Here is a 24056-nt window from a genome sequence, read left to right on the forward strand (position 1 = left end):
TCAGAGGGCACGGCGCGGTTCATGGATCGACTATCTCACACCTGGCGGATTTCACGGTCTTTATCGGCCGCCATCTCGTCGAGCTTCTTGATATAGCTGTCGGTCAGCTTCTGCACGACGCCCGACCAATCCTCGGCCTCGTCCTTGCCGATCTCGCTCTTCTTCTCGAAACCCTTGATCTGCTCCATGCCGTCGCGGCGCACGGCGCGGACCGCGATACGCGCGCTTTCGGCATATTTGTTCGCTGCCTTGGCAAGCTCGACGCGGCGTTCGGCGGTCAGCTGGGGAATGGGCACGCGCACGGTCTGGCCGTCCGCACCGGGATTGAGACCGAGACCCGAGTCACGGATCGCGGCGACGACGGAATTCACCAGGCTGCGGTCCCAGACCTGAACCGTGATCATGCGGGCTTCCGGCACGGCGATGGTGCCGACCTGCGTCAGCGGCATCATCGCGCCATAGGATTCGACACGAATAGGCTCAAGCAGAGCCGGGCTCGCGCGGCCGGTGCGCAGGCCGCTCTGGTCCTTGCGCAGGGTCTCGACCGCGCCATCCATGCGACGGGTCAGGTCTTGCTTCAAAGCATTCAGGTCAGCGGGCAAAGGCCCCTCCTTCGTCAGACGTCGCGTATGATCGTATAAGGTCCCTCACCGCGCATGGCAGCCGCAAACGCGCCTTGGCGGTGGAGATTGAAAACCACGATCGGCAGCTTGCTCTCCCGCGCCAGGCTGATCGCCGCGGCGTCCATCACGGCCAAGTCCTGAGAGAGCACTTCAAGATAGGTCAGCGTGTCAAATCGTTTTGCATCTGTAACTTTATGCGGGTCGGCGGAATAGACGCCATCGACCTGCGTGCCCTTCAGAATGGCGTCGCAGCTCATCTCGGCCGCACGCAGCGCTGCCGCCGTATCCGTCGTGAAAAACGGGTTGCCGGTGCCGGCAGCGAAGATGACGATCCGCCCTTTCTCCATGTGCCGCTGGGCACGGCGGCGGATATAGGGTTCGCAAAGGCTTGCCATCGGGATGGCGGATTGCACGCGGGTCGGCAGGCCGGAGATTTCGAGCGCGCTCTGCATGGCAAGCGCATTCATCACCGTCGCCAGCATGCCCATGTAGTCGGCCTGGGCACGATCCATGCCGGCGGCCGCACCCTTCATGCCCCGAAAAATATTGCCGCCACCAATGACGACGCAGACTTCGACGCCCATCCCGACAACGGAGCCAATATCAGCCGCGATCTGCTTAACCGTCGGCGAATCGAGCCCGTATTCGCCAGGCCCCATCAGCGCCTCACCCGAAAGCTTGAGGAGCACGCGCTTATAAAGGGGCTGACCGTCCATGCTGTCCTTGAATTCCTTTAGCCATAAGTCGGCGGCCGATCCGGCTCAAAGAACCCGGGCGGCCGCACCCTAGAGATAGGGTGTTAGCGCCACAAGTGTCAGAGTCTCAATCCAAGCGCAAACGCGCCAGCCATGCCCGCGACCACGAAAATTTGTCTGCGGTGCCCGGCGCAGGGGTGGCGCGCGGCGCCACCCCCGGCGGTTCAGTCTTAGACGCTGGCGGGAGCGATGCCAGCGGTCGCCGCAACTTCCGCTGCGAAATCAGAGGTTTGCTTCTCGATGCCTTCGCCGAGCTGGAAGCGATCGAAGCCAGCCAGCTTGGCGCCGGCCTTCTGCACCACAGCGCGGACGCGGCTTTCGCCGTCATGCACCCAAACCTGCTCCAGCAGAACGACCTCTTCGTAATACTTACGGATGCGGCCCTCGACCATTTTCTCGATGATCGCTTCCGGCTTGCCGGAGGCCCGCGCCTGCTCGCTCAGCACGTCGCGCTCACGCAGCAAGGCTGCGGGATCGACTGCATCGACGTCCAGCGCTTCCGGACGGGTCGCCGCAACATGCATGCCGACCTGACGGCCGAGGATTTCCAGACCGTCCAGCTCACTCGCGGCTTCCAGCGCCACGAGCACGCCGATCTTGCCGATGCCGGGCTTAAGGGCGCTGTGGATATAGGTCGCGACGACGCCGCTCGGCACGCGCAGAACGCGGGCGCGGCGGATCGTCATGTTCTCACCGATGGTGGCGACCATCTGGGTGAGCTGCTCCGCGACCGTGTGGCTGGTGCCGGGGAAGGCGGCAGCCTTGATCGCTTCGACGTCTTCGCCAACTTCGAGCGCGATCTTCGCGACCGTCTCGACGAAATCCTGGAAGGTTTCGTTGCGGGCCACGAAGTCGGTCTCGGCATTGACCTCGACCATGGAGGCGGCGTTGGTGGTGCTGGCGACGCCGATCAGCCCTTCGGCCGCGACGCGACCGGACTTCTTGGCGGCGGCCGACAGGCCCTTCTTGCGCAGCCAGTCGATGGCCGCATCCAGGTCGCCTGCCGTCTCGGTCAGCGCCTTCTTGCAGTCCATCATGCCGGCGCCGCTCTTTTCGCGCAGGTCCTTGACCAGCGCGGCTGTGATCTCGGCCATTTCGATCTCCGTATGGTTAAACGGCGCAGCGCCTTGGCGGCGTCGCCATCGGTTCCTCTAGGCGAGCCTTTATATCGGCCCCGAACATCCAGAGAAGGCCCCAAAAGCGAGATGATTTCAGGTCAATCGACCGGCAATCCTCATCGCGCTCTCAATCATGAATTGGGAGCCTTACGTCATCAGACCGGCATATCGGGCGGCTTGCGCCACCCGATATGCCGGGAAAGACTTAGGCTTCGACGGGCGTTTCGACAGGCGCTTCGGCGACCGCGGCGGCGACCGGAACTTCGATATCGTCTTCGTCGTCTTCCGGCACAACGCCCGTGGGCAGTTCTTCGGAGGCACCGATGTCACGGCCGGAAGCCGCCATCTCGGCGCTGATACCGTCGAGCACGGAGTTCGACACCAGATCGCAATACATCATGATGGCGCGGATCGCGTCGTCATTGCCCGGGATCGGGTAGGTCACGCCGGTCGGGTCGGAATTGCTGTCGAGGACGGCAACGACCGGGATGCCAAGCTTGTTGGCTTCCTGAACGGCGAGCTTTTCCTTGTTGGTATCGATGATGAACAGGATATCGGGCAGGCCGCCCATTTCCTTGATGCCACCAAGCGCACGTTCCAGCTTCTCCTGGTCGCGCGTGATCTCAAGGACTTCCTTCTTCGTCAGGCCCTGCGTGTCACCGGCCACCAGCTCTTCGATCTGGCGCAGGCGCTTGATGCTGGCCGTGATCGTCTTCCAGTTGGTCAGCATGCCGCCGAGCCAGCGGTGGTTCACGTAATACTGGCCGCAACGGCGAGCGGCGTCGGCGACGGGCTCAGCCGCGGCGCGCTTGGTGCCGACGAACAGAACGCGGCCGCCATTGGCGGTCGTGTCGCGCAGCGCGCGCAGCGCGCGGTCCAGCATCGGCACGGTCTGCTGCAGGTCGATGATATGGACCTGGTTGCGGACGCCAAAGAGGTAGGGCGCCATCGCAGGATTCCAGCGACGCGTGTGGTGACCAAAGTGAACGCCAGCTTCCAGCAGCTGACGCAGCGTGTATTCGGGCATCGCCATGAGCGTGCTCCTTTCCTATTCGTCCGGTTAACCCTCCGCAGGGCGTAGCTCTGAAGCACCGGACCCAGTCGTTTTCGACCGAGAAAGGCGCCCTGCGTGCGAATTTGCTCCCGTCCCGACCATCGGGACCGAAGCGGCGCTGCTATTGCGCATCGGCTCTGTCTTTGCAAGCAAAACGGGCCGTCTCGCGGTGCCGGGCAGCCATTCCCGTATACAGCCGGTTCGCGACGATTGAGTTTTCGCTGCTCCCCGCCCAGGTTGTTATCCCATGAGCGCGCACAAAACCCTTCGCATCAGCGTCCTGGATCAGGCTCCTATCGCCGCCAACAGGACCGGCGGACAGGCGCTGCGCCAGGTCATTGACCTCGCCAGGCTCGCCGAGCGCTCCGGCTTTCACCGCTATTGGATTGCCGAGCATCACGCGACCCCGGGCCTCGCCTCGGCCAGCCCCGAAGTGCTCCTCGGCGCGGTGGGCATGGCGACCGCGCGTATCCGCATCGGCACCGGTGGCGTCATGCTGCCGCATTACAGTCCTTTCAAAGTGGCCGAGACCTTCAGCATGCTGGCCGGGCTGTTTCCGGACCGCGTCGATCTCGGCCTCGGCCGCGCGCCCGGGTCAGACGGGCGCACCGCCTATGCCCTGCAGCGTGACCGGCGGGAACGCGCGCCGGACGACTTCCCGCAGGTGCTGGCCGAGCTGCTCGGTTATCTGGATGACCGGATTCCCGAAAGCCACCCCTTCGCCTACCTGTCGAAGACCTTGCCGGGCGGAACGGACAAGCCGGCCCCCTGGATGCTCGGCACCTCGCCCGACAGCGCCGCCTGGGCGGCGGAACTCGGCCTGCCCTATTGCATTGCCGATTTCATCAACCCCCATGGCGCGGAACTGGCCGAGCAATATCGCCAGGCCTTCCGGCCCAACCCGGACCGCGGCATCACCGCGCCGCAGGTGATGGTCGCCTCCTGGTCGATCACCGCCGATACAGTGGCGGAGGCCGAGCGCCTGGCGCTGAGTTCCCGCATGCTGTTCAAGCTGCTGCATCGGGGCGAGCTGATCGCCGTGCCGTCACCGGAAGAGGCGCGGCGCTTTCTGGAAAGCGATACCGCGCCCAACACCCGCAGGCGCCGGCTGGTGCTCGGCACGCCCGACCTCGTTCGGGCAGGGCTGGAAGCCATTGCCGCCGAATACGGCGCGGAGGAGGTCATGGTCGTGAACATTATGTACGAGCATGACGCGCGGCTGCGGTCCTATGCGCTGCTGGCCGAGGCCTTCGGGCTGCCAGAACAATTACAAAACTAGTAACTGACTGCCCAAAGGGACCCGTCGACGGTCTGGCACTCCCCATTCCCATGTCCACCTAGGCTTACTGAACCTCGGCAAAGCATCTCGGTATGGATTCCCCTTGCCACGAATTGGACACCGCCAGCGCCATATCCTATTGCAGTCGCAGTTTGCCCCCCGCTGAAAGCCATCGCCATGGCTGCATCTCGAGCCACATGGTAGTGGCCGTGCAGTACTTCGCCACTGGGCATAATGATCTTGACGGGTCCTTGGTCAATTCCCTCTCGGACAAATTCAATTTGCGGATCGCCAATGGCTTTTGCGGAGTCGTTTAGAGGGAAAACATCTGCATTACTGGTACACCCACATAAGATGGCCGCAGCAGCTAGCGGAGCCCATCTCAACCGAGTTTGCAGCGCTAGCACCATGGATTTGACCTCCAATCCAGCCCGCTGAATGCGGAATCCGGCAACTAATCCAGTATAGCCACCCAGTCTCCCTACGCGGTGATCCTCAGATCATGATCGCGCTGGCGTCAAAACCGTTCGGCAGCACGCCGCGCGGGCGGATGAGGTCGTAAGGCCCACGCGCCAGAAACTTGGCCGAGCCGGGTTCGGCCGTCACCACACCGTCCTGCATCACCACCCGCCCCCGCGCGATCGTGATCTGCGGCCAGCCTGTCACCTCCAGCCCCTCATAGGGCGTGTAGTCGATAGCGTGCTGCATCAGGTTATTGGTGATGGTGACCTTCCTGGTCGGGTCCCAGAGCACGAGGTCGGCATCCGCCCCCGGCGCGATCGTGCCCTTGCGCGGATAGAGGCCGAAGAGTTTCGCGGCATTGAGCGATGTCAGGCGCACGAAGGTCTGCAGGTCGATCCGGCCCTTGGACACGCCTTCGCTGAAGATGATCGGCATGCGGGCGGCCAGGCCCGGCACCCCGTTCGGGATGCGCGTGAAAGGCGCGTCGGTGCCGTTGCGCTGCTTGCCGATGCCCTCCTTGTAGAAGCTGTGGCCGCTATGGTCGGAGGAGATGATATCGATCGTCCCGGCGCGGATCGCCTGCCACAGGCCATCGCTTTCGGCCTGACCGCGCGGCGCCGGGCTGCAGACGAATTTCGCGCCCTCGAAACCGGGGCGATCCATATCGGCCGCATCCAGCACCAGATATTGCGGGCAGGTCTCTCCCCAGACCTTCAAACCGCGATCCTGTGCGGCGGCGATTTCATGGGCAGGCTCGGGGCCTGAGACATGGAAAATCTGGATCGGCTGATCGACCAGTTCCGCGAGCGCGATCGCGCGATGCGTCGCCTCCCGCTCGATCACCGTGGGCCGCGCCCAGGCGTGATATTTCGGCGCCGTCATGCCTGCCTTGAGCAAGGCTTCCGTCAGCCAGCCGATCGCGTCGTAATTCTCGGCATGGACGGTGACGATGGCGCCCGCGCGACGGGCGGCCGCCAGGACCCGCAGATATTGCCGGTCGTCGATGCGGACATCGTCATAGGTCAGAAAGACCTTCAGACTGCGCACGCCCGAGGCCACGACCTCGGGAATATCCTCCTGCACGACAGCATAGAACGGATCGTTGATGATCTGATGGAAGCTGTAATCCACCATGCCCTGCGCCGCGCGACGATGGTATTCCGCGAGCACGGGCCCAAGACGTTGACCTTTGAACTGGGCCGCGAAGGTGATGACGCTTGTCGTGCCACCCGCGAAACAGGCAGCGGATGCCTGCGCGAAACTATCCTCGTAGGATGAGCCGTCGGGGTCCAACTGCTCGATATGGCAATGCGGATCGACACCGCCCGGCAGCACAAGCAATCCGCCCGCGTCGATGACCTCGGCGCCGTCGGTCGCCAGATCAAGGCCGATCGCAGTGATGGTTTCGCCGGTAATGCCGACATCGGCGCGCACCGTGTCGCTGCCCGTCACCACAACACCGCCGCGAACGACGCGATCAAAACTACCCACGGCTTCCCCCTCTGTCAGACGATAGAGGGGCAATCCATAGCAGAATGACCGACACCGCAAGCGGCACACAGCGTGTTAATGCCGAAGTTAGTGGTTGTATCCGTGCTGATTGGACGGCGCGTTATAGGGCTGACCGCCACCGCCACCACCCCCACCATGCCAACCGCCGCCGGGCTGGCCACCGCCCTGGGGCTGACCGCCGCCGCCACCGTGCCAGCCACCGCCGGGTTGACCGCCACCGCCGCCCGGTGGGGGATGATATCCACCGCCGCCGCCGCCGCCATTCCAGCCGCCACCACCTGGGGGCGGACCGCCGCCGCCGCCATGCCAACCTCCGCCACCCGGAGGCGGGCCACCGCCACCATGCCAACCGCCGCCACCACCGCCATGCCAACCGCCCGGAGGCGGCGGCGGATGGCCGCCACCCCAATAACCGCCTTGGCCGGCCCAATAGCCTCCGCCACCACCATAGTAGCCGCCACCGACAACAACGGGCGCCACGGCATAGGGTGCGGCATAGCCGGGGGCATAGGGCGCGGCATAGGCTGGCGCATAAGCCGCCGATCCATAGCCCGGGGAACCGTAATAGCCGTCCGGATAGTAGCAGCCACCCAGGGCCAGCAGAGCAGCGCCCGCCAGTCCCGCGCGCAACAAGGATGATAATCTGCTCGTCATGGTGCGGCCCCTCCGTTGAGCCTGCGGGCTCTCACCCGATTATCCAGACTGACCCTCAACTTGGGCAGCACCTTGCGGGAAGCGAGGCCGAACCATGGCATTCGCCGTTCAAGTCGGGCTGATCGCCTTCACCTTTGGGCGAGTGACGCGACAGGAAATGAGGCGGGCGATTCGATCAGCATTCATTATGCAATTGCGAATCACTTGCAATTGATCGATGGGCAATTTAGGGTCCTTGGCATGCGCGAAACCCCAAACGGTTCGCCTTCCGTCCGAACTTCATTATTTGAATTGAGCGCGGCCAAAATAATTTTGCTCGATCAACCGAAAGAATAATATCTTGTTCATCGCCACCAACCGATTCAAAATCAACCCCGAGCAGCAGAATGCCTTCCGTGAGCGTTGGCTGACGCGCGAGACCCATCTGGAAACCGTTCCGGGTTTCGTCGCCTTTCATCTTCTGGAAGGCCCGAGCAAGGACGATCACGTCCTGTTCGTCTCGCATACCATCTGGCAAGCGCGCGAAGATTTCGAAGCCTGGACGAGATCCGAGCAGTTTCGGGCCGCTCATGCCCAGGCGGCCGCCGGCCAATCCATGGCACTCGCCCGCCCTGAGTTCGAAGGCTTCTCGGTTGTGCAGGAATTGGTGATGGGCGGCGCTCCGGGCTTTCTAACCTCAGCCGCTGCCACGCAAGCCGCCTGATCTTTCGGCTCGCGATATCTCCCGCTCCCCTCGTTCGAAATAGAGATGAACCTTGCGCGCGCTGCCCCTGCTTTCCCCCGCCTTGCTCTCCGGCTCAATGCTGGCCGGTTTTGTTCTGACGGCACCGCTCAGCGCCGCGCAAGCGCAGACGCATATCGTATCGGTCGGCGGCGCCTTGACCGAAATCATCTATGACCTGCATCAGGAAGACCGGCTCGTCGGCATTGATAGCACAAGCAACTATCCCGATGCCGTGAAAAGGCTTCCCGATATCGGCTATATGCGCCGGCTGGCCGCCGAACCCATTCTGGCGCTGAATCCCGATCTGCTGTTGATTGAGGAAGGGTCAGGACCGCCGGCTGTGCTGACACAGTTGCACGCGACCGGCGTGACGATGATCATGATCCCCGACACGCCCGGCCTGCCCGGCGTTGTCGATAAAATCCACAAAGTTTCCGCGGCACTGGGCCAAACCGCGGCCGGCGATGCGCTCGCCGCTCAGGTGGAAAGCGCGGGCCAAATCCTCGCCGCGCGGCTCGCCCATGTGCAGAACCGCCCGAAGGTCCTCGTTCTCATGTCCGGTGGCAAAGGCAATGTTCTGGCGGCCGGCGACGGCACGGCCGCGCAGGCCATCATCGACCTCGCGGGCGGGCAGAACGCCGTCGCCGGCTTCTCCGGCTATAAGCCGCTGACCCCTGAAATCGTCGCCGCCAGCGCGCCCGACGTCATCCTCATCCCCGACTTCGCGCTCGCCGGACTCGGTGGCGAAAAAGCGGTTCTGGACCTGCCCGATCTCGCCGGCAGCCCCGCCGCCCAGAACAAGCGCGTCGTGGTCATGGAGGGCATGCTGCTGCTCGGCTTCGGCCCGCGCACGCCGCTTGCTGCGACGGACCTCGCGGCCGCTTTGCATCCTGAGCTTCATCTGACCCCGTGACCGGGCAATGAGCCACACCGCGATACCAGCCCCGATGCGCATGCGCGCGCAATTGACCAGGTCGCGCGTTGTCATGCTGATGCTAGGATTTCTTCTCGTCGCCAGCTTCATATTCTCGGCCGGGCTGGGTGCCGTGCAGATCCCGCCCAGCGCCATTCTCTCCGTGCTCTGCGGGGCGCTCGGCTTGCCACCCCTCGGCCAGCACACGGCTTTGCAAGCGACCGTGCTGATCTCGATCCGCCTGCCCCGCATCCTGCTGGGGCTGATGGTGGGCGCCAGTCTGTCCGCCGCCGGTGCCGCGACCCAGGGCATGTTCCGCAACCCCCTCGCCGATCCCGGGCTGATCGGCATTTCCAGCGGTGCGGCGCTCGCCGCCGGTCTGCTGATCGTGCTGGGCGATCGCTTTCTGGCCCATTTACCCTCGGACTATCGTGCGGCCATGCTGCCTGTCGCGGCCTTCCTGGGCGGCATCGTCACCACCGGCATCGTCTACCGCCTGGCGAGCCGCGACGGCCGCACCCATGTCACGACCATGCTGCTGGCCGGTGTCGCGCTGAATGCCGGCATCGGCGCCGCACTCGGCCTGTTGATTTTCCTCAGCAATGATCAAAGCCTGCGCGATCTCAACTTCTGGCTGCTCGGCAGCCTCAGCGGTGTCACCTGGCCGAACCTGCTCGTCGCGGCGCCGTTGCTGATCTTGCCTGCCTTGCTTCTGCTGCGACTGGCCGGACCGCTGAACGGATTGCTGCTGGGTGAGACCGAAGCCTTCCATCTCGGCTTCGCCGTCGAGAATACGAAGCGCGCCGTGACGGTGCTGACAGCGTTGACGGTCGGCACGGCGGTGGCGCTCACCGGCGTCATCGGTTTCGTCAGCCTCGTCGTGCCGCATATCGCGCGCCAACTGGTAGGGCCCGATCATCGCGTCATGATGCCGGCGGCCCTGCTGCTGGGCGCCAGCTTGCTGACACTGGCCGATCTGTTGGCGCGCACCTTGGCACTGCCGCAGGAAATACCGATCGGTATTCTGACCAGCGCGGTCGGCGCCCCCTTCTTTCTGATCCAACTGCTTCGCCATCGCGCAGCAGCCCAGAGCTGACCGTCATGTTGACGGCTCACAATATCAGTTTCGCGCGTCGCGGAACGCCGATCCTGACCGATGTAACGACCGAGGTGAAACCCGGTGCGGTGACAGCGCTGATCGGCCCGAACGGCGCCGGCAAATCCACACTTCTGCATATCCTCTCGGGCGCCATCCAACCGGATCACGGCACCGTTCTGCTGAACGGCTTGCGGCTCGCTGCCCTGCCGCGCAAGGCACTCGCACGGCAGCGTGCCGTGCTGCCGCAATCCTCCACCATCAGTTTTCCCTTCACGGCGCTTCAGGTCGTGCTGATGGGTCGCGGCGCCCATGCCGGCGTTACGACGCGCACCGAGGATATGGCGATCGCGCAAGAAGCTTTGCGGATGACGGGGGCAGAGGCGCTGGCCGACCGACCCTTCACCAGCCTGTCGGGCGGTGAGCAACAACGTGTCCAGCTGGCGCGCGTGATCGCGCAGATTTCCGGGGCAGACCAAGATGAGCCAAGATTTCTCCTGCTCGATGAACCGACCAATCATCTTGACCTGTCGCATCAGTTGAAAATTCTCCGGGTCGCACGCGCATTGTCACGCCGCGGCGTCGGTGTCTTTGCGGTTCTGCATGATCCCAATCTGGCCGCCATGTTTGCCGATACCGTCATCATCATGACCAAGGGGCACGTGCTGACCCAGGGACCGACGCATGCGGTTTTGCGGGCTGAGATCATCGAAGAAGCGCTCGGCGTGCGCGTCATCGTGCAGCGCCATCCCGCCTTCGACGTGCCGCATATCGTTCCGGTGGAATGAGCCGCAATCGGCACTCAATTGCGAATAATTCGCATTGCAATTGACTCTTAATTGCATTAACTCTTCGTGAGCTTGGCGGCAGGCATTCCTCATCTCGTCCCGCGCGCATATCCCCGGCAAGGGCAGAGCTTGCGAATGCATTGCGCCGATTTGGTTGCGCTATCAAGTATCTCGGAGATCCCCGTTATGAAATCGCTGTCGCGTTGGCTGCTGGCCGGTTCCGCCCTTGGCCCGGCCTGTCTGCTGATCCCCACACTGGCTTCCGCCCAAAGCGATAATGCCCAGGATCAAAGCCTGAAACCGCTGGTGGTCAGGGCGACGCAGGCGCAGCCCGGCGACAATACGACCGCCATCAGCCACAAAACCATGCAACAGCAAGGCTCGCGCAAATTGGATGATGTGCTGCGGTCCACGGCCGGCGTCTACACGCGGCAAAGCGCGCAGCAGGCCGGCGTCGCGGTGAACATTCGCGGTTTCGAGGGTAGCGGGCGCGTGAATATGTCGATCGACGGCGTCCGGCAAAGCTTTGGCTTTACCGATCATGAAGCGGCCGGCTTCACCTATGTCGATCCCAATCTGCTGTCGGGCATCGATATCAGCCGCGGCCAGGTCACGGGGATCGGCGGGGGCGCGCTGGCCGGCACGGTCGATTTCCACACGCTCGGCGTCGATGACATCGTGAAGGATGGCCAGACCTTCGGCGCCTTAAGCCGCGTGTCGCTCGGCAGCAATTCCGCCGGCCTGCAATCCATGATCGGCGTCGGCGCGCAGAAGGACGGTGTGGGCGTCGTCGCGGCCATCGATAGAAACGTTTCCGGCGATTATCGCGACGGCGACTACAACTCCGTCGCCCATAGCGGTCAGAATCTGACATCGGGCCTCGCCAAGACCCAGGTCCATATCGGCACCGATCAGACCTTCGGCTTAGGCGCCGTCATCTACAACAACAACTTCTACGCTGACTCCTATTATCAGACGATCCACAACAATACGGTGAGCGCCAATTACGCCTATACGCCGGGCGGCGATCTCATCGATTTCGTCTCCCACGTTTATTACAACGAGCTCAACATGAAATACACGGGAGGCACGGGCTCCTATATCGGCCGCAAGATCTATGATCAGGGCATTGGCGGCGACGCGCAGAATAAGTCGCATTTCAATGTTCATGGCGTTCAGATCACCAGCGCCAACGGCTTCGAGATTTTCCATGACAATGCCGGCTCGCGTGACGGTGGCGTCAATCCCGGCACCGGCCAGCAGGCTCAGGTCGGGGTTTTCACCGACAATACCTTGAACTACGGTATCTTCAGCTTCTCACCCAGCCTGCGCTACCAGTATTTCTCCGAGAACGGCAACGGCTACTTGTCGACCGGCTTTGGCAATTACACTGTCGGCCAGTCGAAGGGGAAGGTCGAGCCGAAGCTGACGCTCGCCGTCCAGGCAACGCCCTGGCTGCAGCCTTATGTGAGCTGGTCGGAATCCATGCGCGCGCCGACCGTGCAGGAAACCATGCTAGGTGGCGAACACCCCGGCACCGTGTCCGCCAGCTTCATCCCCAACCCCTATCTGAAGCCTGAGACGGATACCGGCTGGGAATTCGGCACCAATAGCAGCGCCCACGGCATCTTCACGGCGGACGACGCCTTCACCGCTCGCGGCGACTTCTATTTGATGAATGTCAGCAACTATATCACCGGCGCCTATGTCGCGAGCCAGGGGGCCTATCAGTTCCAGAATATCGCCGGCACCAGCAAGGTTGATGGCGTCGAACTGCAGGCGAAATATGATGCCGGATTCGCCTTCGCGACCTTCGACTATACGCATTCCCATTCGGATCTGCCCGCGACCTTCAGCGGCCTCGGCGCGTCGCAATATCTGCCTGACAATGTGGTGGCAACGACCGTCGCCGGGCGCCTGCTCCAACGCAAACTGACCCTCGGGGCGAATTATCAGTTTACCTCGGGCGGCTGGACGACAGGCTATAATTCCACTCTGACCGCCGCCACGACCGTTCCCAATAGCGGCGACCCCTACAATCTCGTCGGCCTCTTCGCCAGTTATCAGGTGACGGACAATATCAATGTCCATGGCGAGGTGACCAACCTGTTCAACGCCAATTACGTCCCCTTCCTCAGCACCACCGGAAACGGCCCCGGCCGCACCCTCTATGTCGGCACCGAGGTGCGCTTTTAAGATCGCGTCTTGACGCCTTGTGTCGTCCGCGCATGACGGATGGAGAGGGACGACAGTCCAAAGCATTGCCATCACATTCCGGAGAGCCTTATCTCCGCCACAGGCGAAACACCGTTTCGGCCTCATCTGAGCGTCATAGATGCGTTCACAGAAGCTTGTCCGTTGCGGTCCCCAACCTGAGGCAGCCACCCATGTCCTATCGCGCCCGATGGTCGCTTTTGCCGACCGTCATTGCCAGTGTCGGCCTTGTCAGCGCCAATCTGGCGACCAGCCTGCCCGCTGTCGCGCAGGTGACGGCACCACCAGCCCCACCCGGTGCCACAGCCGGCCAGACGACCGATGCGGGCGATCCGCCGGCGCGCGTCGGCTGGCTGTCGAACCTCTCAGGCGCGGTCTCCTTCCACAGCGCCAGCCAGAACGCTTGGACGACGGCGACCCAGAACTACCCCTTCGCGACCGGTGACGCGGTCTGGACCCAGCCCAATGCCCAGGCCTCGGTCATGATCGATTCCAGCCGCATCGCGCTTGCCGGCGGGACCGAGTTGACGGCGCAGGAGATTGACCAGACGACCATTACGGCCGCGCTGTCGCAGGGGGAGATCTTCCTCAACATCGTTGCCCTGGAAAACGGGCAGAGCGTGGTGATCCAGACGCCGCGCGGCACGGCGCAGATCACAGCCGCCGGTCAATACGATATCTATGCCGGGGATAGCAGCACCTCCACCTATGTGACGGCGGTGACGGGTGCGGTGCAGTTCACCGGCCTCGGCCAGTCCGGCCCGCAGGCCATCGCGGCCCAGCAGACCTTGGTCGTTTCCGGCACCAATCCGGTGCAAGGCCAGTTGGGCAGCATGCAGCAGGATCAGTTTCTGACGAGCATGCTGCAGCAGGCGGCGCCACCGCCGCCGCCGACCGCAACGGCTGCCCCGCCCGTCACCGCACAGATGACGGGTGCCAGCGTCCTCACCCAATATGGCAGCTGGTCGCCACAGCCTCAGGTCGGCGCTGTCTGGTTCCCCCAGGTCGCCTCCTCCTGGGTTCCCTATCGCGACGGGCATTGGGCCTATGTCCAGCCCTGGGGCTGGACCTGGGTCGACAATGCGCCCTGGGGTTTCGCACCTTTCCATTACGGCCGTTGGGCTCAGTACGGCGGACGCTGGGGTTGGGTCCCGGCGCCGGCAGCCGACCCCGGCTATAATTATGCAACCTATCAGCCGGTCTATGCCCCGGCGCTGGTGACCTTTTTGGGTGCGGCGGCCGGCGTGCTGACAGCGGCGGCCTTCGCCTCGGGCGCCATCGGCTGGGCGCCGCTCGGCCCGCGGGAGGCCTATTACCCGCCTTATCCCGTCTCGCCGCGCTATTTCGGCGCCTATAACCGTCCCTATGTGCAGAACTACAACCAGTTCTATCAGCGCAACGTGACGGTGGTGAACAACCGCATCAACTACCGCAACGTCACCATCGACAATCACGCTCCGGGCGGGGCGCCGGGTGGTTTCTATAATCGTCAGGGGGCGACCTTCGCGCCGCGCGATGCCATGATGGGCGGCCGGCCCATCGCCGGGGTGGGACGGCCGCTGCCGCAGGGCGCGCAGGTGCAGGCCTTCCGTCCGGGCGAGGGCGGGCATGAATTGCCACCCGCCCCCGAGCGCGGCCAGCCGCATGCAGCCGCCCCTGGCCCGGCCTTCCGCCCGATGCAAGGTGGTGAGGCCGCCGGCCGTCGCGCGCCACCGGCCCTTGTCGCCCACGGCGCCGTCGCGCCCAACTTCCATGGCGGCGGTCAGCCGGTCCAGGCCAGACCGATCCAAGGCGGGCAGCCGGGCGCAAGACCGGCAGCGGGTGGCGCGCCTGAGCAAGGCCATCAGACGCCAGGACAAGCCCCCGGCCAAGCGCCCGGTCAGGCGCCTCATGCCGGTCCGGCCGGTGTCGCGGCCCATGGCCTGCCGGCTTTGGCACCAGCAGCCGGGCATAATGAAACGCCTCATCCGCAGGGCGCCCCCGCACAGGACCAGCGTCCAGCGGCTCAGCAACCGCGCCCGGAGGCAGCACGACCGGAGCCACAGCAGGCGCCCCGTGCCGAAGCCCCTCGGGCGGCGGCTCCCCAGCAGGCCCCGCGCGTTGAAGCGCCACGGCCAGAGGCCCCTCGACAGCAGGCGCCCCGGCCAGAAGCCCCTCGGCCGGAAGCGCCACGTGCTCAAGCACCAAGAGCCGAAGCGCCGCGTGCTGAAGCACCGCGGGCCCAGGCACCGCGCGCCGAGGCGCCGAGGCCGGCCGCTCCTCGTCCAGAACCGCAGCGGGCTCCCGCGCCGCGCATGGAAGCCCCGCGACCGGCGCCGCATGCGGCAGCCGCCCATCCCGCCCAGCATGGAAACGAGCCGAGACCTCCGCAGCACTAATGCGAAGCAGTGTGTCAAAGGTGCCGGCGTGAATTGTCACTCTCAGACCGCGTCGGCCGCTTGAACACGAAACTGTAGGAATCCGGCCGCTGGTCTCCGGCGCATCATCACGATATCGTCCGCCGCAGGAAAATCCATGAGGAGGCTCGCATGCAGCTCGGTATGATCGGTTTAGGACGGATGGGCGGCAATATCGCCCGCCGGCTTATGCAGCACGGCCATGACGTGTCGGTCTTCGACGTCAATCCGGCCAGCGTCGACGCGCTGGCTAAGGAAGACGCGACCCCGACCCATTCGCTCGAAGAACTGGTGAAGTCGCTTGCCAAGCCGCGCGCGGTCTGGGTCATGCTGCCCGCCGGTGAGATTACCGAGAAGGCGATCGAGACGCTGACCGGCATCCTGGAACCCGGCGACATCATCATCGACGGCGGCAATACCTTCTACAAGGAAGACATTCGCCGCGCGAAAGCTCTGGTCGCGAAAGACCTGCACTATGTCGACGTCGGCACGTCCGGCGGCGTCTGGGGTGTGGAACGCGGCTATTGCATGATGATCGGCGGTGAAAAGGCGATCGTCGATCACCTCGACCCGATCTTCAAGACCCTCGCCCCCGGTCTCGGCACCATCGACCGCACCCCCAACTTTCAGGGCGATTCCCGCTCCGAGGAAGGCTACATCCATGCCGGCCCCGCCGGGTCCGGCCATTTCGTGAAGATGGTCCATAACGGCATCGAATACGGCCTCATGCAGGCCTATGCCGAAGGCTTCGACATCATGCGCGGCAAGAGCTCCGAGAAGCTGCCGGAGGACGAGCGCTACACGCTCAACCTAACCGACATTTCCGAAGTCTGGCGCCGCGGCAGCGTCGTCTCCTCCTGGCTGCTCGATCTGACGGCGATGGCGCTGAACGAGAGCCCTAACCTTGAGGAATTCACCGGCAAGGTCGATGACAGCGGCGAAGGCCGTTGGACCATCAATGCGGCGATCGAAGAAGCGGTCTCGGCCGAAGTCCTCACCGCCGCCCTGTTCGCCCGCTTCCGCAGCCGCATCGACAACAGCTTCGGCGAGAAGCTGCTTTCCGCGATGCGCAACAAGTTCGGCGGCCATGTCGAAGGCAAGAGCCACGCGCCGAGCATCCAGGGATGAGCGACGACAGCGCAAACCACCGCACGCCGCCCGTCGCGCCGCCATGCGCGATGGTGATTTTCGGCGCGGCGGGCGATCTGACGAAACGCCTCGTCATGCCTGCGCTGTACAATCTCTGCTGTTCGGGCCTGTTGCCGGAGAAATTCGCCCTGGTCGGCGTCGATCTGGTGCATCAGGACAAGGACGCCTGGGCGCAGAGCCTTCATGACTTCCTTGTCTCCACCCGCAAGAAGAGTGGAGAGGGTAATGATGAAGATCACGCCGTGGACGAAAAGGTATGGGGTCGGCTTGCCGACTCCATGTCCTATCTTTCCGGCGATTTCGGCAGCGAAGACACCTTCGAAAATCTGAGCGATCATCTTGAGAAGCTTGATGAGGAAAAGGGTCTCGGCAAGAACGTCCTGTTCTATCTCGCGGTCGCGGAACGTTTCTTCGGCCCGACCGTGGAACGTCTCGGCCGTGCCGGTCTGACCGTTCAGGAAGGTGACAGCTGGCGGCGCGTCGTGATCGAAAAGCCCTTCGGCCATGATCTCGCCTCGGCTATCGCCCTCGACAAGCAGGTTCTGTCGGTTCTCTCGGAAGATCAGGTCTATCGTATCGACCATTTCCTGGGCAAAGAGACCGTCCAGAACATCATGGCGCTGCGGTTCGCGAACGGTCTTTTCGAGCCGATCTGGAACCGCGACCGCATCGACCACGTGCAGATTACCGTCGCGGAAACGGTCGGCGTGGAACAGCGCGGCCAGTTCTACGAACATACCGGCGCGCTGCGCGACATGGTGCCGAACCATGTCTTCCAGCTGCTGGCGATGACGGCGATGGAGCCGCCCTCGGCTTTCGACGCGGAAGCGATCCGCGCCAAGAAGGCGGAGGTCTTCACCTCCATGCATGTGCTGACGCCCGATTGTGCGGTGCGTGGGCAATATGCGGCCGGCGATGTCGGCGGCGAGCAGGTTCCGGCCTATCGGGACGAGGCGCATGTCTCGCCCACCAGCGTGACCGAAACCTTCGTCGCCATGCGGGTGATGATCGACAACTGGCGCTGGGCCGGCGTGCCCTTCTACCTCCGCACCGGCAAGCGCATGTCCAAGCGCAAGACGGAAATCGCGATCCGCTTCAAGCAGGCCCCTTTCGCGATGTTCCGCAACACGCGCGTGGACGTGCTGGGCGACAACTGGCTCATCATGTCCATCCAGCCCGAAGAAGGCATCAAGCTTCAGTTCAATGCCAAGAAGCCTGGGCCGATGCTGACCTTCGAGCGCGTCTCGATGAACTTCAACTATGATGACTGGTTCAAGCAGGCGCCCTCGACCGGCTACGAAACGCTGATCTTCGACTGCTTCATCGGTGATGCGACGCTTTTCCAGCGTGCCGATCAGCTCGAAGCCGCCTGGCGTGTGGTGCAACCGGTTGTGGACAATTGGGCCAGCCACGACGCATCCTTTCCGAATTACGCAGCAGGCTCAGCAGGGCCTGAAGAAGCGAATCAGCTTTTGGAAAGGGAGGGGAAATTTTGGCTGCCGATCTGACGCCAAACGACGCTGGGTCCGAGACCGATACGAAGACCCAGCCGGAGACCTCGCAGGCTCTGAATATCCTTGCGATCGATATCGGCGGCACCGGGCTCAAGGCCTCCGTCATCGATCACACCGGGGCAATGATCGCGGACAAGGTGCGGGTCGCAACCCCGCATCCCAGCCCGCCCGGCGTATTGGTGGAGGCGATCGCCAATCTGGTGAAGCCGCTGCCGCATTTCGACCGCATCGCCATCGGGTTTCCCGGTGCGGTGCGCGCCAATGTCATCCTCACCGCGCCGCATCTGGGTGAGGACGTCTGGCATGGCGTCGATCTGGCGGCCCTCGTCTCCCACCGTTTTGGCGGGATTCCGACGAAGATCGTCAACGACGCAGAGATGCAGGGTCTGGCCGTGATCAAGGGCGAGGGTCTGGAATTCATCCTCACCCTCGGCACCGGTTGCGGCACCGGCATTTTCTATAATGGTGAGCTGGCACCGCATCTTGAGCTGTCGACGCACCCGATCCACAAGAAATACACCTACGATCTCTATGTGGGTAACGAGGCTTTCGAGAAGATCGGGAAGAAGCGCTGGAACAAGCGCGTGGAGCGGGTCATCGCCGCCCTCCGCGCTCTCACGCATTTCGACCGCCTTTATATCGGCGGTGGCAATTCCAAGCATGTGACGCTCAGCCTGCCGACCTCGGTTCGGCTTGTCTCGAACGAAGCCGGCATCGACGGCGGTGCGCGCCTTTGGTCCGAGCAAAAGGGCCGCCATCCGGAATACGATATCCAGGCCTGACCGGTATCGGTCTGCCGGCGGGGCTTTTGTCCCGCCGGCAGAGGCTTTCGACCCTTGCCCCGACCGTCAATCCCGGTCCGGCACGGCACGGCCGATCGAGCTATAGGCGAACCCTTCCGCCCGCATGGCGACGGGATCGAAGATATTCCGCAGATCGACGATGACGCGGCCCTTCATGAGGGATTTGAGACGCGCCGGGCTGACGGCCCGGAAGACATTCCATTCGGTCAGCACGACCAGGACATCGGCGCCCGTCACGGCCGCAATCGCATCGCTTTCATAGACCACCGCCGTCGGCAGCTGCGGCTTTGCGGCCTCCATCCCTTCTGGGTCGAAGGCGTGGATATCGGCACCCTCCTCCACCAGCCGGCTGACGACCGGTATCGATGGCGCATCGCGCATGTCATCGGTTTCAGGCTTGAAGGTCAGCCCCCAGACAGCGATCTTCATGCCGCGCACGGAGCCGCCGCAGGCCGTCGTCACGCGTTTTGCCATGGTCGATTTGCGCGCGTCATTGACCTGCACCACCGTTTCCACCAGCCGCTGCGGCGCACCGGCATCCTGGCCGATGCGTGCCATGGCCAGCGTATCCTTCGGGAAGCAGGACCCGCCGAAACCCGGCCCGGCATGCAGAAACTTGCGGCCGATACGCCCGTCCAGCCCCATGCCACGCGCGACGTCATGCACATCCGCGCCGACGCGCTCGCACAGGTCCGCCACCTCATTGATGAAGGTGACCTTCATGGCGAGGAAGGAGTTGGCCGCGTATTTGATCAGTTCGGCCGTCTCGATCGTGGTCACCACGATCGGCGTCTCGATCAGAAACAGCGGCCGATAGAGGGTACGCAACACGGCCTCGGCGCGTTCGCTCTCGACGCCGATGACGACGCGGTCAGGCCGCATGAAATCGCCGATGGCACTGCCTTCGCGCAGGAATTCAGGGTTGGACGCGACATCGAACTCAAGCTCGGGCCGGGCCGTGCGCATGATCTCGGCCACCTTGCGGCCGGTGCCGACCGGCACGGTCGATTTCGTCACGATCACCGCATAGCCGGACAGCTTGCGAGCGACCTGCTCCACCGCCTGATAGACATAGGTCAGATCGGCATGGCCGTCGCCGCGACGCGTGGGCGTGCCGACGGCGATGAAGACAACCTCGGCACCGACCAGTGCGGCGTCCATATTGCCGGTAAAGGACAGGCGGCCGGCCGCCACATTCTCGGCCACCAGATTGTCCAGGCCCGGCTCGAAAATCGGGATCTTGCCGTTCTGCAAGGCCGTGAGCTTGCGCTCATCCACCTCGACGACCACGACCTCCATCCCGAATTGGGCGAAGCAGGCGCCGGAGACCAGCCCCACATAGCCGCCGCCGATCATTGTCACGCGCATCTTTATTCCTTCGCGCTCGGAGCAATCTCAAAGACCGATCGGGACGGGGCAGAGAAACATCCGCCCGCCGACCGCTTCCTCTGTCTGATCCCGATTTGTGACCGATCTATGGGCTGATCGCAGCGATTGCGAGGCTGCTACAGGTTTAGGACACCAGCCTGAGGCGACGGCGGCGGGTCTCGGGCGTTTCCTGCGGCCACTCCAGCGGCAAGGTCGGCTCAAAATCGACGACCGAAGACAATTGCGCGATCTCGCTCTCGTCCGGCTCGGGCAGGCGCTGTCCGAGATGCGCGGCGGCCAGATGACGGAAGACATAGTCGAGCGTCGAAGTCGCGGCACCGACGCTAGGGTCGCCCTCGACCATGCCGGCGACGCCGAAGCGGGTGCCGACGAAGGTCTCGACGAATTGCTCCAGCGGGACGCCATGCTGCAGGCCGAGGCTGACGGAGGCTGCGAAGGCATCCATCAATGCGCGGAAGGCCGGTGTTTCCTTCTGCAGGGAAATGCCGATCTCCCCCAGCTTGCCGTCCTCATATTCCGCCGTGCGCAGATAGACGCGATGACCCCCGACGGCGGCTTTCTGCATCGTGCCGCTGCGGCGCATCGGCAGTTCCACCGGCTGCACCGGGCGCGGCGACAACGGCTGGCCCTGCTGCACCAAGCCAAGACGGCCGAGGCGCGGCTGAGCCAGCGGCACCAGCGGCAGAATGGGGGCGAGGGCCGCATGCATCGCCGCATGCGCCTCGGCGGAAGCCGAGGGCAGTGGCTGTTCGCCGCGCAGCATCGCGGCCAAGGCCTGATCGGGCGACAGGTTTTGCGCCGCCAGCATTTGGCGCGTCGCACGCGTCAGGCGGCCGTCGACAGACACGCGCGCGAAAGCGGGGGCCAAGCCCGTTGTTTCGACGCCCAGAAGGATTTCGGCGGCATCGGCCGGCGTCTGTGCCGCCACCGCGATATGGCCGCAACTCGGCAAGGCAGCCGCGTCATGAAAGGCGCGCGCCGCCGCATCAGCCAGACCCGCAACGACGCAATGCAGCGGGGGCGCCGACCAGATATCCGGCAGCGCGTACAACCCGGTCAGGCTCGACAGTCGGGCGGACGCGATTTCAGCATGCCCGCGCATCACAGCGGCGACGCAGGCGGCAACGTCACGTCCAGCGACACTATCATAGCTCAGCCCGAGCCCTGCCAGCAGCCCGTCCAGATCCGCGAAACCGACCGCGATGCGCCGCGCGTCGGGGCGCAGCAGCGCGAGCGTAATGGTCGCAAGCGCAGCCGCATCCTGAAAACCGGAGAGATCGAACCCTGTGCTCGGGTCGAGAAAGGCCGGCAGGTTGAGCACGAAACGCGGCATCCTGTCGGCGGCGATAGCCGTGTCGGTCCAAAGCTCCGCACCGACCGCGCCGCGCCGGCGCAGCAGCAGATCGTGCAACTTCTGCGCCAAAGCCGTCGCGGCAAACAATCCGGCAGCTTCGGCACGGGCCGCAGCCAGGCCAATCCAACCATCGGCCAGATCGGGCAGGCTGACGCGACGGGCCATCGGCCTCATCGCCGCGAGCGCCGTCGCTGCACCATCGTCCCAGGAGGTCGGCAGCAGGACCGGAATCGGCGCGGAATCGGGATCGGCCGCCGCCTCCACCCAACGCAACCGCACGCCTTGCCACGCCTTGCTTGCTTTCATGGCGCCAAGTTACCGCATCGAGTCGGGAAGCGGAAGAACATCTGGGGTATCGATTCGGGGTTACCCACAACTTCTAGCGATCCAACCCCTCCGCCTGTGACAAAGCGCCCATGCCGAACACGAAGCCGCAAGCCTTGTCCTGGCGGATGGACCAGCGACCAGCCTTCGCCTATAGAAGCAGCATGAACCTCGCGAAGATCGGCTATATCGGAACGTCCCTCTTCACGCGCTTTCGCGGCCGTGGCGTCGGCAAGGATGTGTTTGGCAATCGCTACTTCGAAGAGAAGTCAGCGGTCCCCGGGCGCAATGTGCGACGCTGGGTGATCTATGCCGGGCCGCTGGAAGCCTCCACCGTGCCGCCGGAATGGCATGCCTGGCTGCATTATACAGTCGATGCGCCGATCGCCGAGAACAGCCGTCTGCCCTGGATGAAACCGCATCTGCCCAACCGCACCGGCACGGCCTACAGCTATCGCCCGCCAGGACATGATTACCGCGGCGGGCGCCGTCACCGGGCGACCGGCGATTATGATGCCTGGACACCGGGAGAATAAGCGTGGCGCGGCGTAACGCCGCCGAGATTCTGGCGGGTCTTGCCGTTCTGGTCGTCGCTGCAGGCTTTCTTGCCTATGCGCTCGCGACTTCAGGCTCCGCCGGCGTTCCCGGCTATTCCTTTTCTGCTGAATTCGATCGCGTTGACGGGCTGAGTGTCGGTTCCGACGTGCGCATGGCGGGCGTCAAGGTCGGCACCGTCACGGGCACGACCATCGACACCAAGACCTACCTCGCAGTCGTCGATTTCACCGTCCAGAAGAATATCGCGCTGCCATCGGACACGAGCGCTGCCATCACCAGCCAGAGCCTGCTCGGCGGCGATTATCTGGCGCTGGTTCCTGGCGGATCGGAAGCGATGCTCAAGCCTGGCGGCCGCGTGACGATCACGCAAGGCTCCGTCAGCCTGGAGGATCTTCTCGGCAAGTTCATTTTCAGCGTGACGGATCTCGTCTCGGGTCTGAAGAAGAACGGCCAGCCATCCGGCACTGGTTCGGGCAGCGCGCCATGACACAAGCGACCAGCCTGACGGCGATCGACCCGGACGGCAATCGCTGGACCCGCACTGATGGCAGCGTCGTCGACTGCCGCGAAAAACTGCGTCAGCTGCGGGAAAATCAGGCTGACCTCAGTCAGTGTCTGCAGGATTATTTCGAAGACGCCATCCTGATGGATGTCGACGCGGAAGCGCTGCGACGTCTGCTGCACGGCATGGTCGATAAGTTGCGCGATCCACGACCGAGCCGTTCGTGATCGGCCGCCCTTATCGGGCCGCCGGGCGCGACCGCGTCGCGGCGGCGGCGCTCGTGATCCTGACGGCCCTGATCCCGGCAAGGACATGGGCACAGTCGCAGGATCCATCGGCTGCAGGGATCCAGGACCAACAGCTCGCTGCCCCGGCCAATACCGATGAGAGCAAGGTCCTTGGGACCGGCGCAAGCTCCGGCAGCAATGGTGAGATCGCGCCGCCGGCGACCCCGCCCGCGCCGGAAGCCGCACCACAAGCGACGGCCACTATTCCGGCCTCGACCGATTGGGTGCAGAAAACCCAGGCTAACCTTATCGTGCTCGACAAGATTTACGGCAGCGCGCGCGCGGTCTCGGCATCCGTCGGCACACCGTTCACCGAACGTTTCCTGACAATCACGGTTCTTGCCTGCTTTGTGCGCCCGCCCGGCCTGGCGCCGGACGCGGCTGCTTTCTTGCAAGTAACGGACAACAAGGCCCCGGCTGGAACACCGCCCAAGTTCCGCGGATGGATTTTTCAGGCCGAACCGGCCCTCTCTGGCATGTCCGATCCGGCGACGGATGTTTCCGTCCAAGGATGCCGTTAAAGCTGCATATCACGATCTTCACGCGTTAGTGTTTCTACGGTAACTCTTGGTGATATTGAGCCGGCTT

General features: G+C 63.9%; 22 protein-coding genes. 14 read left to right on the forward strand and 8 right to left on the reverse strand.

All coding sequences use genetic code 11. The annotated features are described in order from the left end of the window. Positions 1 to 35: 35 nt before the first annotated feature. From frr to rpsB, 4 genes are all read right to left on the reverse strand, one after another. On the reverse strand, positions 36 to 602 hold the full coding sequence (gene frr / locus ACELLULO517_RS09595; RefSeq protein WP_227307147.1) for a ribosome recycling factor: 567 nt from the start codon (positions 600 to 602) through the stop codon (positions 36 to 38). A gap of 14 nt (positions 603 to 616) precedes the next feature. Further along, positions 617 to 1339: a UMP kinase gene (gene pyrH, locus ACELLULO517_RS09600; RefSeq protein WP_227307148.1), complete on the reverse strand. Its 723-nt coding sequence runs from the start codon at positions 1337 to 1339 to the stop codon at positions 617 to 619. A 209-nt stretch (positions 1340 to 1548) separates the two neighbouring features. Continuing rightward, positions 1549 to 2472 carry a translation elongation factor Ts gene (gene tsf, locus ACELLULO517_RS09605; RefSeq protein ID WP_227307149.1) on the reverse strand — a complete coding sequence of 308 codons (924 nt, stop codon included), beginning with the start codon at positions 2470 to 2472 and terminating at the stop codon, positions 1549 to 1551. A gap of 229 nt (positions 2473 to 2701) precedes the next feature. Further along, positions 2702 to 3529, reverse strand: coding sequence for a 30S ribosomal protein S2 (rpsB, locus tag ACELLULO517_RS09610; protein ID WP_227307150.1), 828 nt, complete (start codon positions 3527 to 3529; stop codon positions 2702 to 2704). A gap of 268 nt (positions 3530 to 3797) precedes the next feature. Here rpsB and ACELLULO517_RS09615 point away from each other — a divergent pair, with 268 nt between their 5' ends. Then, a complete protein-coding gene (locus tag ACELLULO517_RS09615; RefSeq protein ID WP_227307151.1) occupies positions 3798 to 4829 on the forward strand; it encodes an LLM class flavin-dependent oxidoreductase in 1032 nt (343 codons plus the stop codon). 495 nt (positions 4830 to 5324) lie between these two features. Here ACELLULO517_RS09615 and hydA read toward each other — a convergent pair whose 3' ends face one another. Together hydA and ACELLULO517_RS09625 are read right to left on the reverse strand one after the other, a co-directional pair. Beyond that, positions 5325 to 6782 carry a dihydropyrimidinase gene (gene hydA, locus ACELLULO517_RS09620; protein ID WP_227307152.1) on the reverse strand — a complete coding sequence of 486 codons (1458 nt, stop codon included), beginning with the start codon at positions 6780 to 6782 and terminating at the stop codon, positions 5325 to 5327. A gap of 87 nt (positions 6783 to 6869) precedes the next feature. Beyond that, the gene (locus tag ACELLULO517_RS09625; RefSeq protein WP_227307701.1) at positions 6870 to 7457 is read right to left on the reverse strand and encodes a hypothetical protein; all 588 of its coding nucleotides are present in this window, start codon (positions 7455 to 7457) and stop codon (positions 6870 to 6872) included. Between the two features lie 340 nt (positions 7458 to 7797). On the opposite strand from ACELLULO517_RS09625, the gene ACELLULO517_RS09630 reads away from it, so the two are divergent. The 9 genes from ACELLULO517_RS09630 (at position 7798) to ACELLULO517_RS09670 (ending at position 19033) form a co-directional block, all read left to right on the forward strand. Then, positions 7798 to 8160, forward strand: coding sequence for an antibiotic biosynthesis monooxygenase family protein (locus tag ACELLULO517_RS09630; protein ID WP_227307153.1), 363 nt, complete (start codon positions 7798 to 7800; stop codon positions 8158 to 8160). Between the two features lie 52 nt (positions 8161 to 8212). Further along, entirely contained in the window at positions 8213 to 9094 is an 882-nt protein-coding gene (locus tag ACELLULO517_RS09635) for a heme/hemin ABC transporter substrate-binding protein (protein WP_227307154.1), read from the forward strand. Positions 9095 to 9101: 7 nt separating this feature from the next. Next, on the forward strand, positions 9102 to 10190 hold the full coding sequence (locus ACELLULO517_RS09640; RefSeq protein WP_227307155.1) for a FecCD family ABC transporter permease: 1089 nt from the start codon (positions 9102 to 9104) through the stop codon (positions 10188 to 10190). Positions 10191 to 10195: 5 nt separating this feature from the next. Continuing rightward, complete coding sequence (locus ACELLULO517_RS09645; protein ID WP_227307156.1) at positions 10196 to 10978, forward strand: heme ABC transporter ATP-binding protein; 783 nt, start codon at positions 10196 to 10198, stop codon at positions 10976 to 10978. Between the two features lie 186 nt (positions 10979 to 11164). Further along, positions 11165 to 13174: a TonB-dependent receptor domain-containing protein gene (locus ACELLULO517_RS09650; protein ID WP_227307158.1), complete on the forward strand. Its 2010-nt coding sequence runs from the start codon at positions 11165 to 11167 to the stop codon at positions 13172 to 13174. 191 nt (positions 13175 to 13365) lie between these two features. Further along, the gene (locus ACELLULO517_RS09655) at positions 13366 to 15570 is read left to right on the forward strand and encodes a DUF6600 domain-containing protein (protein ID WP_227307159.1); all 2205 of its coding nucleotides are present in this window, start codon (positions 13366 to 13368) and stop codon (positions 15568 to 15570) included. Positions 15571 to 15702: 132 nt separating this feature from the next. Beyond that, complete coding sequence (gene gnd / locus ACELLULO517_RS09660) at positions 15703 to 16716, forward strand: phosphogluconate dehydrogenase (NAD(+)-dependent, decarboxylating) (RefSeq protein ID WP_227307673.1); 1014 nt, start codon at positions 15703 to 15705, stop codon at positions 16714 to 16716. Next, positions 16713 to 18245 carry a glucose-6-phosphate dehydrogenase gene (gene zwf / locus ACELLULO517_RS09665; protein ID WP_227307161.1) on the forward strand — a complete coding sequence of 511 codons (1533 nt, stop codon included), beginning with the start codon at positions 16713 to 16715 and terminating at the stop codon, positions 18243 to 18245. The genes gnd and zwf overlap by 4 nt, the downstream gene beginning before the upstream one ends. Further along, positions 18230 to 19033 (forward strand): ROK family protein, encoded by an 804-nt coding sequence (locus ACELLULO517_RS09670; RefSeq protein WP_227307163.1) that lies wholly within the window; start codon positions 18230 to 18232, stop codon positions 19031 to 19033. The genes zwf and ACELLULO517_RS09670 overlap by 16 nt, the downstream gene beginning before the upstream one ends. A 66-nt stretch (positions 19034 to 19099) precedes the next feature. On the opposite strand, the gene ACELLULO517_RS09675 is transcribed toward ACELLULO517_RS09670, so the two are convergent. Both ACELLULO517_RS09675 and ACELLULO517_RS09680 read right to left on the reverse strand, forming a co-directional pair. Continuing rightward, complete coding sequence (locus tag ACELLULO517_RS09675; protein ID WP_227307164.1) at positions 19100 to 20422, reverse strand: UDP-glucose dehydrogenase family protein; 1323 nt, start codon at positions 20420 to 20422, stop codon at positions 19100 to 19102. A gap of 145 nt (positions 20423 to 20567) precedes the next feature. Then, positions 20568 to 22103 carry a TSCPD domain-containing protein gene (locus ACELLULO517_RS09680; protein ID WP_227307165.1) on the reverse strand — a complete coding sequence of 512 codons (1536 nt, stop codon included), beginning with the start codon at positions 22101 to 22103 and terminating at the stop codon, positions 20568 to 20570. 110 nt (positions 22104 to 22213) lie between these two features. Here ACELLULO517_RS09680 and ACELLULO517_RS09685 point away from each other — a divergent pair, with 110 nt between their 5' ends. The 4 genes from ACELLULO517_RS09685 to ACELLULO517_RS09700 are packed head-to-tail and all read left to right on the forward strand — an operon-like array spanning position 22214 to position 23989. Continuing rightward, positions 22214 to 22657: an NADH:ubiquinone oxidoreductase subunit NDUFA12 gene (locus tag ACELLULO517_RS09685; protein ID WP_406566252.1), complete on the forward strand. Its 444-nt coding sequence runs from the start codon at positions 22214 to 22216 to the stop codon at positions 22655 to 22657. 2 nt (positions 22658 to 22659) lie between these two features. Further along, positions 22660 to 23166 (forward strand): outer membrane lipid asymmetry maintenance protein MlaD, encoded by a 507-nt coding sequence (mlaD, locus tag ACELLULO517_RS09690; protein ID WP_227307166.1) that lies wholly within the window; start codon positions 22660 to 22662, stop codon positions 23164 to 23166. Then, positions 23163 to 23408, forward strand: coding sequence for a hypothetical protein (locus ACELLULO517_RS09695; RefSeq protein ID WP_227307167.1), 246 nt, complete (start codon positions 23163 to 23165; stop codon positions 23406 to 23408). Before mlaD ends, ACELLULO517_RS09695 begins: the two co-directional genes overlap by 4 nt. Next, positions 23405 to 23989, forward strand: a complete 585-nt coding sequence (locus tag ACELLULO517_RS09700) for a DUF2155 domain-containing protein (RefSeq protein ID WP_227307168.1) — start codon at positions 23405 to 23407, stop codon at positions 23987 to 23989. Before ACELLULO517_RS09695 ends, ACELLULO517_RS09700 begins: the two co-directional genes overlap by 4 nt. Positions 23990 to 24056 lie beyond the last annotated feature (67 nt).

This window comes from Acidisoma cellulosilyticum (assembly GCF_020621385.1).
GTDB lineage: Bacteria > Pseudomonadota > Alphaproteobacteria > Acetobacterales > Acetobacteraceae > Acidisoma > Acidisoma cellulosilyticum.

Coding starts and splice junctions, on each gene's coding strand:
- pyrH (WP_227307148.1), bottom strand. CDS start 1,339: ATGGACGGTCAGCCCCTTTATAAGCGCGTGCTCCTCAAGCTTTCGGGT.
- zwf (WP_227307161.1), top strand. CDS start 16,713: ATGAGCGACGACAGCGCAAACCACCGCACGCCGCCCGTCGCGCCGCCA.
- ACELLULO517_RS09615 (WP_227307151.1), top strand. CDS start 3,798: ATGAGCGCGCACAAAACCCTTCGCATCAGCGTCCTGGATCAGGCTCCT.
- ACELLULO517_RS09625 (WP_227307701.1), bottom strand. CDS start 7,457: ATGACGAGCAGATTATCATCCTTGTTGCGCGCGGGACTGGCGGGCGCT.
- tsf (WP_227307149.1), bottom strand. CDS start 2,472: ATGGCCGAGATCACAGCCGCGCTGGTCAAGGACCTGCGCGAAAAGAGC.
- ACELLULO517_RS09675 (WP_227307164.1), bottom strand. CDS start 20,422: ATGCGCGTGACAATGATCGGCGGCGGCTATGTGGGGCTGGTCTCCGGC.
- rpsB (WP_227307150.1), bottom strand. CDS start 3,529: ATGGCGATGCCCGAATACACGCTGCGTCAGCTGCTGGAAGCTGGCGTT.
- ACELLULO517_RS09645 (WP_227307156.1), top strand. CDS start 10,196: ATGTTGACGGCTCACAATATCAGTTTCGCGCGTCGCGGAACGCCGATC.
- ACELLULO517_RS09685 (WP_406566252.1), top strand. CDS start 22,214: ATGCCGAACACGAAGCCGCAAGCCTTGTCCTGGCGGATGGACCAGCGA.
- ACELLULO517_RS09695 (WP_227307167.1), top strand. CDS start 23,163: ATGACACAAGCGACCAGCCTGACGGCGATCGACCCGGACGGCAATCGC.
- ACELLULO517_RS09680 (WP_227307165.1), bottom strand. CDS start 22,103: ATGAAAGCAAGCAAGGCGTGGCAAGGCGTGCGGTTGCGTTGGGTGGAG.
- ACELLULO517_RS09655 (WP_227307159.1), top strand. CDS start 13,366: ATGTCCTATCGCGCCCGATGGTCGCTTTTGCCGACCGTCATTGCCAGT.
- ACELLULO517_RS09650 (WP_227307158.1), top strand. CDS start 11,165: ATGAAATCGCTGTCGCGTTGGCTGCTGGCCGGTTCCGCCCTTGGCCCG.
- ACELLULO517_RS09640 (WP_227307155.1), top strand. CDS start 9,102: ATGAGCCACACCGCGATACCAGCCCCGATGCGCATGCGCGCGCAATTG.